This window comes from Amycolatopsis kentuckyensis, from assembly GCF_002155975.1.
Classification (GTDB): Bacteria; Actinomycetota; Actinomycetes; order Mycobacteriales; family Pseudonocardiaceae; genus Amycolatopsis; species Amycolatopsis kentuckyensis.
The window spans coordinates 1-8743 of record NZ_MUMI01000511.1; the positions used below are offsets into that span (position 1 = coordinate 1).

7 protein-coding genes and 1 tRNA gene are annotated in these 8743 nt (G+C 71.4%); all 8 read right to left on the minus strand.

Annotated features, from left to right (window positions below; translation table 11 throughout):
• Positions 1-710 (minus strand): GGDEF domain-containing protein (locus CCN39_RS39175; RefSeq protein WP_244211194.1); only part of this gene is annotated, 710 nt, incomplete at its 3' end.
• Between the two features lie 446 nt (positions 711-1156).
• A complete protein-coding gene (locus CCN39_RS39180) occupies positions 1157-2035 on the minus strand; it encodes an SRPBCC family protein (RefSeq protein ID WP_086851021.1) in 879 nt (292 codons plus the stop codon).
• 86 nt (positions 2036-2121) lie between these two features.
• Positions 2122-2976 (minus strand): FAD binding domain-containing protein, encoded by an 855-nt coding sequence (locus CCN39_RS39185; protein ID WP_086851023.1) that lies wholly within the window; start codon positions 2974-2976, stop codon positions 2122-2124.
• The gene (locus CCN39_RS39190; protein WP_086851025.1) at positions 2973-5414 is read right to left on the minus strand and encodes a xanthine dehydrogenase family protein molybdopterin-binding subunit; all 2442 of its coding nucleotides are present in this window, start codon (positions 5412-5414) and stop codon (positions 2973-2975) included. The genes CCN39_RS39185 and CCN39_RS39190 overlap by 4 nt, the downstream gene beginning before the upstream one ends.
• Entirely contained in the window at positions 5414-5938 is a 525-nt protein-coding gene (locus tag CCN39_RS39195; protein WP_086851027.1) for a (2Fe-2S)-binding protein, read from the minus strand. Before CCN39_RS39195 ends, CCN39_RS39190 begins: the two co-directional genes overlap by 1 nt.
• 202 nt (positions 5939-6140) lie before the next feature.
• Entirely contained in the window at positions 6141-7253 is a 1113-nt protein-coding gene (locus CCN39_RS39200; RefSeq protein WP_086851029.1) for an XdhC family protein, read from the minus strand.
• Positions 7246-8358, minus strand: coding sequence for a vWA domain-containing protein (locus tag CCN39_RS39205; RefSeq protein ID WP_086851031.1), 1113 nt, complete (start codon positions 8356-8358; stop codon positions 7246-7248). The genes CCN39_RS39200 and CCN39_RS39205 overlap by 8 nt, the downstream gene beginning before the upstream one ends.
• A 39-nt stretch (positions 8359-8397) precedes the next feature.
• Positions 8398-8471, minus strand: a tRNA-Arg gene (locus CCN39_RS39210).
• Positions 8472-8743 lie beyond the last annotated feature (272 nt).

An 8743-nucleotide genomic window follows, 5' to 3' on the forward strand; every position in this document is an offset into this window, starting at 1 on the left:
GTGTCGTTGATCCGCTTGAAGTGGTCCAGGTCGATCATCAGCACCGCGAAACCTCCGCCGGCGCCGCGGCGCTGGACGCGGGTGTGCTCGCGCATCGCCGATTCGTGCCAGCCGGCGGTGTTGAGCAGCCCGGTCTTCTCGTCCGTGACGGCCGCGACCTGCAGCTGCTGCTTCAACAGCAGGTAGCGGTGCAACAGCAGCAACGGCGCCACCACGAACACCACCAGCACCGGCTGCTCGACCAGCGCAAGAGCGGCGAGCCCGCCGAGGCAGAGGGTCGCCAGCTCGAACGCGTTGTCTTCCCACGTGCCCATCAGGTCGGCCGCCGAGCGCTGGCTGGTGTACAGGTAGATGCCGGCCGCCACGAGGCCGACGTTCACCAGCTCGAACACCGCGGCCGCCAAGCACAGCGCGAACAACCCGCGCGGCGTCTGCAACGGCGTCCCGTGCAACCCCAGCACCGCGAGAACGGAGGAAGCAGCGAAACACGAGAGCATCGCCCAAGCCGTGCTCGCCACGAAACGGTGCGCGGGCCGCGTACGAACCTGGCGCCACACCCGCACCCACAGGTGCGTGTAGAGCACGACGGCCAGCAGCGCCACCCACGCCGGCGGCAGCAGAACGACACCCGCGAGGTACCAGACGGAGGTGACGTTGATGTGCGTCTGCCCGCTCATCCACCGCCGCAACCGCTCGATCCGGCGCGACATCTCGGCCTGCGCCACCCCAGGGCGACGAGCACAGCGAACCACCCCGGACGCACGGACCCGCCGAACCCGGTGGCCAGCGCCGTCCCGGTCGCGCCGACGGCGAGCAGTTCACAGCCGAGGGCGTAGGCGATCCAGCGGGTTTTCGCACCGCCCCACATCGCCCATCGCGCGGGCCAGCCCGGCCAGGTGGAAAGCGCTTCCCGGCGCACGGCGGCCTGCGCTCTCAAGAGCCGAGGCCACAGACGTGACGAACCGGCATCGTGACGTACCCCTTGCGCGAAGTTCGGCCGACCAGGTAGCCCAGCGTAGCCGTTCCGGCGACCCGCGTCGCCAGTCCGGGGGAATTGCGGGCAACGCCCCTGCTCGAAGACCCGCGCAGGGTAGATCGACGCAGCTCAGCGCCTCACGGGCGGATCACCCGCAGGGACACGCCAGCCCGGGCAGCCTCACTTGCGCAGCGCGCGGACGATCGCCACCAAGCCGACCACCGCGGCGACGGCGACGAGAACCGGGACCACTCGCTTGAGCACCGACTGTCCCGCGTAGTCGAGCAGGTCGATCGCCTCGGTCTCCGGGGGTGCCGGGACGCTGTGCAGCACCGGGCGGTCCGCCGGCTTGGGCTTCGGCTCCGTGTTGATCTCCGGGGTGGTCGGCGCCGGCTTGACCGCCGGCTCGGACTTGGCCACCGGCTCGGACGTGGCCGTCGGTCCGGCCGCCGCTGCACCCTGGTCCGCCACCGGCTGGGCGGCAGGCTCGGCCACCGGCTGGGCAGCTGCCGCCGCCGCAGGGCCAGCCGCGGCAGTGGGGGCATCCCCGGCCGGAGCGCTCTTCGCCGGAGCAGCCGCAGCGGCCGGGGCAGCCTGCGGTGCCGGCGTCCCCTCCGCCGGGGCGAGCTTGCCCGACAAGCACCCCGCGAACGTGTCCAGGATCTTCCCGCCCACCTCGCTGATCAACCCCCGGCCGAACTGGGCCGGCTTGCCCGTGATCGCCAGGTCGGTTGCCACCGTTCCGTGGGTTGCGCCGTCCTTCTCCGTCAACGTCAGCGTTACCGTTGCCGCCGCTGTTCCGGAGCCTCGGGAATCCTTGCCCGAGGCCTTGATCGTCACCTTGCGGGCCGCTTCGTCCTTCTCGAGGAACTCGCCGTTTCCCTTGTACAGCAACGAAATCGGCCCGAGCTTGACCTTCACCGTTCCGCTGAACCTGTCCCCCTCGACCTTGGTCAAGGTGGCGCCCGGCATGCACGGGGCGACGCGCTCGGGGTCGACGACCGCCTGCCAGACCTCGCCGATCGGAGCCGGGACGGTGAATTCGTGGTCGAGCCGCACGGGCCGACCTCCTTCCTGAAAACGGACGGGGCCGGTGCCCACCCTAGCCGCCACCGGGGTGGCGGCCAGGGGGACGAACGGACGTCTCAGGCGCCGGCCGCCGCTGCGATGGCTCGGCCCGTCAGCACCTGTGCGAGGTGGCGGCGGTATTCGACGTCGGCGTTGCTGTCCACCGGCGGATTCGTTCCCTCCGCCGCGTGCGAGGCCGCCGCCGCGATCGACTCCGCCGATGCCTGGACGCCGACCAGCGCCGACTCCACGCCCGACGCCCGGATCGGGGTCGAGCCCATGTTCGTCAGCGCGACACGGGCCTCCTCGATGACCCCGGCCTCGGTGCGGACCGTGACCGCGACCGCCACCATCGACCACGCCTGGGCGACGCGGTTGAACTTCTCGTAGTGCGCCCGCCACCCCGTGTGCTTGGGGATGCGGACCTCGACCAGCAGCTCGTCCGGCTCCAGCGCGGTGGTGAACAGGTCGCGGAAGAAGTCCGCGGCCGGCACCGTGCGACGTCCCGACGGCCCGGCGACCACCAGCGAGGCGTCCAGCGCGAGCACCGGCGCCAGCAGGTCGCCGGCCGGGTCGGCGTGGGCGATCGCGCCGCCGAGGGTGCCTCGGTGGCGGATCTGCGGGTCGGCCACCGTGTCCGTCGCCTCTTTCAGCAACGCCGCGTGCGAAGCCACCAACGCGTCCCGCTGGACGTCGTAGTGCGTGGTCATCGCGCCGATCACCAGGTCGGCGCCCTCCTCGCGCACGCCGCGCAGTTCGGCGACGCGCCCGAGGTCGATCAGCGTCGTCGGCGCCGCGAGCCGCATCCGCAGCACCGGCAGCAGGCTCTGCCCGCCCGCCAGCACCTTGGCGTCCTCGCCCGCCGCCGCCAGCGCCTGGACCGCTTCGTCCACTGTGGACGGGCGGACGTAGTCGAAGGGAGCCGGGATCACTGCGCACCTCCGGTGGCGTCGATGGAGCCGAGCCCGCCGCCCGCTTCGCCGCGGCCGGGGCCGCCCGCGTCGGTCGTGCCGTGCTGGATGGCGTGCCACACCCGCATCGGGGTCAGCGGCATCTCGATGTCGTTGACGCCGAACTGCCGCACGGCGTCGATCACCGCGTTGACCACCGCCGGGGTGGACGCGATCGTGCCCGCCTCGCCGACGCCCTTGGCGCCGAGCGGGTTCGTCGTCGACGGCGTTTCCGTGCGGTCGGTGGTGAACGACGGCAGGTCGGCCGCCGACGGCAGCAGGTAGTCGGCGAACGTGCCGGTCGTCAACGTGCCGCTCTCGTCGTGCTCGGTGCCCTCGAACAGCGCCTGCGCGATGCCCTGCGCGAGCCCGCCGTGCACCTGGCCCTCGACGATCAGCGGGTTCACCGCGACCCCGACGTCGTCGACGCAGACGTAGGAGCGCAGCCTGATCCGGCCCGTCTCGGTGTCCACCTCGGCGGCGCACAGGTGCGTGCCGTGCGGGAACGAGAAGTTCTCCGGGTCGAACGTCGCGTCCGAGTCGAGCGACGGCTCGACGCCGTCGGGCAGGTTGTGCGCCGCGAACACCGCGAGCGCGACGTCGCCCATGGTCGTGGCCGTGCCGGTGCCCTTGACCGTGAACTTGCCGCCCGCGAACTCCAGGTCGTCCTCCGCGCATTCGAGCAGGTGGGCCGCAATCGGCTTGGCCTTCGCGATCACCTTCTCCGCGGCCTTGACCACGGCGATCCCGCCGACGACCAGCGACCGCGAGCCGTAGGTGTCCATGCCCTTGTGCGACGACTGCGTGTCACCGTGGAGGATCTCGACGTCCTCGAACGCGACGCCCAGCTGGTCGGCGACGATCTGGCTCCACGCCGTCTCGTGGCCCTGGCCGTGCGCGGACGCGCCCGTGGTGACCTCGACCTTGCCGGTGGGCAGCATCCGGATCGACGCGTACTCCCAGCCGCCGGCGCCGTAGTCCAGCGAGCCGAGCACCCGTGACGGCGCGAGGCCGCACATCTCGGTGAACGTCGAGATGCCGATGCCGAGCTGCACCTTGTCCTTCGACGCGCGGCGCTTCTCCTGCTCGGCGCGCAGGCCGTCGTAGTCGAAGAGCTGCTTGGCCTTCTCGGTGGCGGCCTCGTAGTTGCCGGAGTCGTAGGTCAGCCCGCACACGGTCGTGAACGGGAACTCCTCGTGCTTGATCCAGTTCTTCTCGCGCAGCTCCAGGGGGTCCATGCCGAGCTCGACGGCGAGCTCGTCCATGATCCGCTCGATCGCGAACGTCGCCTCCGGGCGGCCGGCGCCGCGGTAGGCGTCGGTCAGCGTCGTCGTCGTGTACACGTTGGTGCACGCGAAGTGGTACGCCGGGATCTTGTAGATCGCGTTGAACATGAACGCGCCGAGGATCGGCACGCCGGGCCCGACCAGGCCGTTGTAGGCACCGAGGTTGGTGAGCAACTCGGCCTTGAGGCCGGTGACCTGCCCGTCGCGGGTGGCCGAAATGGTGATGTCCTGGATCTGGTCGCGGCCGTGGTGCGCGGCGAGCATCGTCTCCGACCGCGTCTCGTTCCACTTGACCGGCTTGCCGAGCTTGCGCGCGACCAGCAGCGACATCATCTCTTCCGGCAGGACGGCGATCTTGCCGCCGAAGCCCCCGCCGACGTCCGGGGCGATCACGCGCAGCTTGTGCTCGGGGATGCCGAGCGTCAGCGCCGACATCACGCGCAGGATGTGCGGGACCTGTGTGGACGACCACATGGTGATCTGGGTGCTGGTGGGGTCGACGACGCAGGCGCGAGGCTCCATGAAGGCCGGGACGAGCCGCTGCTGGCGGAAGCGGCGCTTGAGCACGACCTCCGACGAGCTGATCGCGTCCTCGACGTTGCCGCCGGTGCCGGCCTCGGCGGAGTCGAACTTCCAGACGGCGCTCGTGTTGGTGCCGAGGTCCTCGTGGACCAGCGCGGCGCCGTCGGCGATGGCGGCTTCCATGTCGAGGACGACCGGCAGCTCGTCGTACTCGACGTCGATCTCCTCGAGCGCGTCGTGCGCTTCGGCGGACGAGCGCGCGACGACGACCGCGACGCCTTCACCGGCGAAGTTGACCGTGCCGGCGGCGAGCACCGGGCGGCGCGGCGCCTTCATGTCCGGCGTGATCGGCCACGCGCACGGCATGCCGATCGAGCCGTCCGGGTCGAGGTCCTGCGCGGTGTAGACGGCGATGACGCCGGGCGCGCTCTTCGCCGCCGAGGTGTCGATAGAAACGATCTTGGCGTGCGCGAACGGGCTGCGCAGGACGGCCAGGTGCAGCAGGCCGGGCAGCGTGATGTTGTCGGTCCAGCGGGTGCGGCCGGTGATGAGCCGCTCGTCCTCCTTGCGGCGGCGGGACTTGCCGACCTCCGGTTCGATCGTCGCGGTCATCAGTCACCACCCACGCCGACGTGCTTGTTCTCGGCGATCCGCTCGGCTTCGGGCCCGGCGCCCGGGCTCATGTGCTTCGCCGCGTCGCGGACCGCGCGGACGATGTTCTGGTAGCCGGTGCAGCGGCAGAGGTTGCCTTCGAGGCCCTCTCGGACGGCCTGTTCGTCCGGGTCGGGGTTGTCGGCCAGCAGGTCGATCGACTGCATGATCATCCCCGGCGTGCAGAACCCGCACTGCAGGGCGTGGTTGTCGTGGAACGCCTGCTGCACCGGGTGCAGCTGGCCGTCGCGGGCGAGACCTTCGACGGTGGTGACCTCGCAGCCGTCGGCCTGCACGGCCAGCACGGAGCAGGACTTCACGCTGTGCCCGTCGAGGTGGACGGTGCAGGCGCCGCAGTTGCTGGTGTCGCAGCCGACGACGGTGCCGACCTTCCCGAGTTTTTCCCGTAGGTGGTGCACGAGGAGGGTGCGGGGTTCGACTTCGTCGGTGTACTTCGTCCCGTCGACGGTGACGGTGATGCGCATCAGGCCTCCAAAAGCCGGTTCGGGAACGGCCTGCCCGACCGTGATCGGGCTCACAAACCCGAGCGTGCTACGCGACCTTCGCGTCGACAAGCCCTGATGTCACACGTTCAACTACCCGCTCCGCAGATACGCGCTCAGGCGCGGCTCAACTCCGCAGGTGCGGATTTCCGGACGGGTGAACTTTATCGGCCGTCTGGCTCAGTCAGCCGTGAATGCGTCCCGAAAGCTCGGCAAGCCGCTTGCCACCGCCGCCCCACCGCAACGCGATGATCTCCGCGGCGATGGACACGGCCGTCTCCTCGGGTGTGCGCGCACCGAGGTCGAGACCGATCGGCGACGACAGCCGTTCCAGCTCCGCCTCGGTGATCCCGGCCTCGCGCAGCCGCGCGAACCGGTCGTCGTGGGTCTTGCGGGACCCCATCGCGCCCACGTACCCGACGTCCAGGCGCAGCGCGACCTCGAGCAGCGGCACGTCGAACTTCGGGTCGTGGGTGAGCACCGCGATCGCCGTGCGCTGGTCGACGCGACCCGCGTCGGCCTCCGCCTGCAGGTAGCGGTGCGGCCAGTCGACGACGACGTCGTGCGCGTCCGGGAACCGGCTGGTCGTGGCGAACACCGGCCGCGCGTCGCACACCGTGACCTGGTAGCCGAGGTAGGCGCCCATGCGGGCCATCGCGGCGGCGAAGTCGATCGCGCCGAACACCAGCAGCCGGGGCGGCGGCTCGAAGGAGTTGACGAACACCGCCATGCCCTCGCCGCGGCGCTGCCCGTCCGGGCCGTAGTGCAGGGTGCCGGTGCGGCCGCTGGCCAGCAGCCCGCGCGCGTCGTCGGCCACGGCGTCGTCCATCCGGGACGATCCCAGCGAGCCCGCGGTGCGGTCCGGCCAGACGATCATGTGCTCGCCGACCAGGCCTTCGCGCTCGTGCTCGATGATCGTGACCACCGCGACCGGCTCGCCGCCGCGCACCGACGCGACGACGTCGCCGAGCTCCGGCATCGACTCGCGGTCGACGTGCTCGACGTAGATGTCGATGATCCCGCCGCAGGTCAGGCCGACCGCGAAGGCGTCGTCGTCGGTGACGCCGTAGCGCTGCAGCACCGGCTTGCGCTCGGCGACGACCTCCTGCGCGAGCTCGTAGACCGCGCCTTCGACGCAGCCGCCGGACACGCTGCCGGCGACGGTCCCGTCGGGAGCGACGACCATCGCGGCGCCGGGCGCGCGCGGCGCCGACGAGAAGGTCGCGACCACGGTGCCGAGTCCGACGGTCTCGCCGTCGGACCAGCGGCGGAACACGTCGTCGAGTACGTCACGCATCGGCAATCTCCCCGAGCAGTCGTTCCAAAGTGGCCAGGGTGTGCCCGGCCAGGAGCCGGTCGATGTGGGGCAGCGCGGCCACGATGCCCGACTGGACCGGAGCGTAGCCCGCACGGCCGGCGTGCGGATTCACCCAGAATACGGCGTGCGCGAGCCGGCGCAGGTGCGCGAGCTGCTCGCCGAGCAGTCCGGTGTCGCCGCGTTCCCACCCGTCGGAGAACACGGTGACCACGGCGCGGCGCGCCACGCCGCGCCGGCCCCAGCGGTCGAGGAACGCCTGGAGCGTCTCCCCCAGCCGGGTCCCGCCGGCGAAGTCCGGGACGGCCGAGCCCGCGGCGAGCATCGCTCGTTCCGGGTCGCGCTGCCGCAGCTGGCGCGACACCCGCGTCAGCCGCGTGCCGAGCGTGAACACCTCGACGGACGGCGGCGCGGCCCGCGTCAGGACGTGGGCGAACCGCAGCAGGGCGTCGGCGTACGGGCTCATCGAGCCGGAGACGTCGATGAGCAGGACGACCCGCCGCGGCTTGCGGCCGCGCCGGGCGTGGACGAGCTTGAGGGGCTCGCCGCCGCTGGCCAGCATGGCGCGCAGCGTGCGCGACGGATCGAGACGGCCGCGCCGCGACGGCGTCCGCCGGGCGGCCGGGCGCCGCGGCAGCGTGGGCTTCAGGGTGGCCAGCAGCTCGCGGAGGTGTTCGCGTTCGGCGGTGGTGAGCTCGGCGAGGTCGCGGTGACGCAGGACCTCGTGGGCGCTGGCGGCGACTTTCAGCTGGTCGGCGCCTTCGCCGCCCTCGGCGTCCGCGCCTTCGGCCGCGGCGAGCGGGGCGATCCTGGCCTTCTTGGGCGCGGCGGACGTCGCACGCTTCGGCGTGGTGGTCTCGATCGAAAACCACTGGCTGAAGGCTTCTTCGTAGCAGGGGAGGTCGTCCGGGCTGGAGCAGAGCGTCAGCCGCCCGGCCCAGTACAGCCGGGTGGGCTCGGCGACGTCGATCTCGGCCACGGCGGTGAGGTACGCCTGCACGCGGTGCGCGTCGCAGGCGACACCGGCTTCGCGCAACGCGGCGGCGAACCCGGCGTACCCGGCGACGGGATCGGCGGCGGTGGTCATACGTCCATTGTGCGCTTGTTTTCGCAGCGGCACTGTCGGTGTCCCGGCGAGGAGTCGAACCTCGGACCTCGGCGTTCGTAGCGCCGCGCTCTGTCCTGCTGAGCTACCGGGACGGGGCGGTCTGCGCACGCGCCCCTCCCCGGGCAGGCGCGCAGACCGCGCTCTTCGCCGCGGCCGACCCAAGGTAGCGGCGGGTGGGCGCGAAGAGCTTTTCGGAAAGAAAAGGGAATTTCAGCGAACGACGCGGGAGATCGCGCCGCAGGGGTTCCGGTCTTGCCGTCGGGTCACGATCTCCTCCTCTCGGGGTGGCGTGCTGTGGTGAAGAAAAGAATGCCTCAGTCCACCGGGGGTGGCAACGCAATTAAAAACGCCCGCCTCGGCGGTC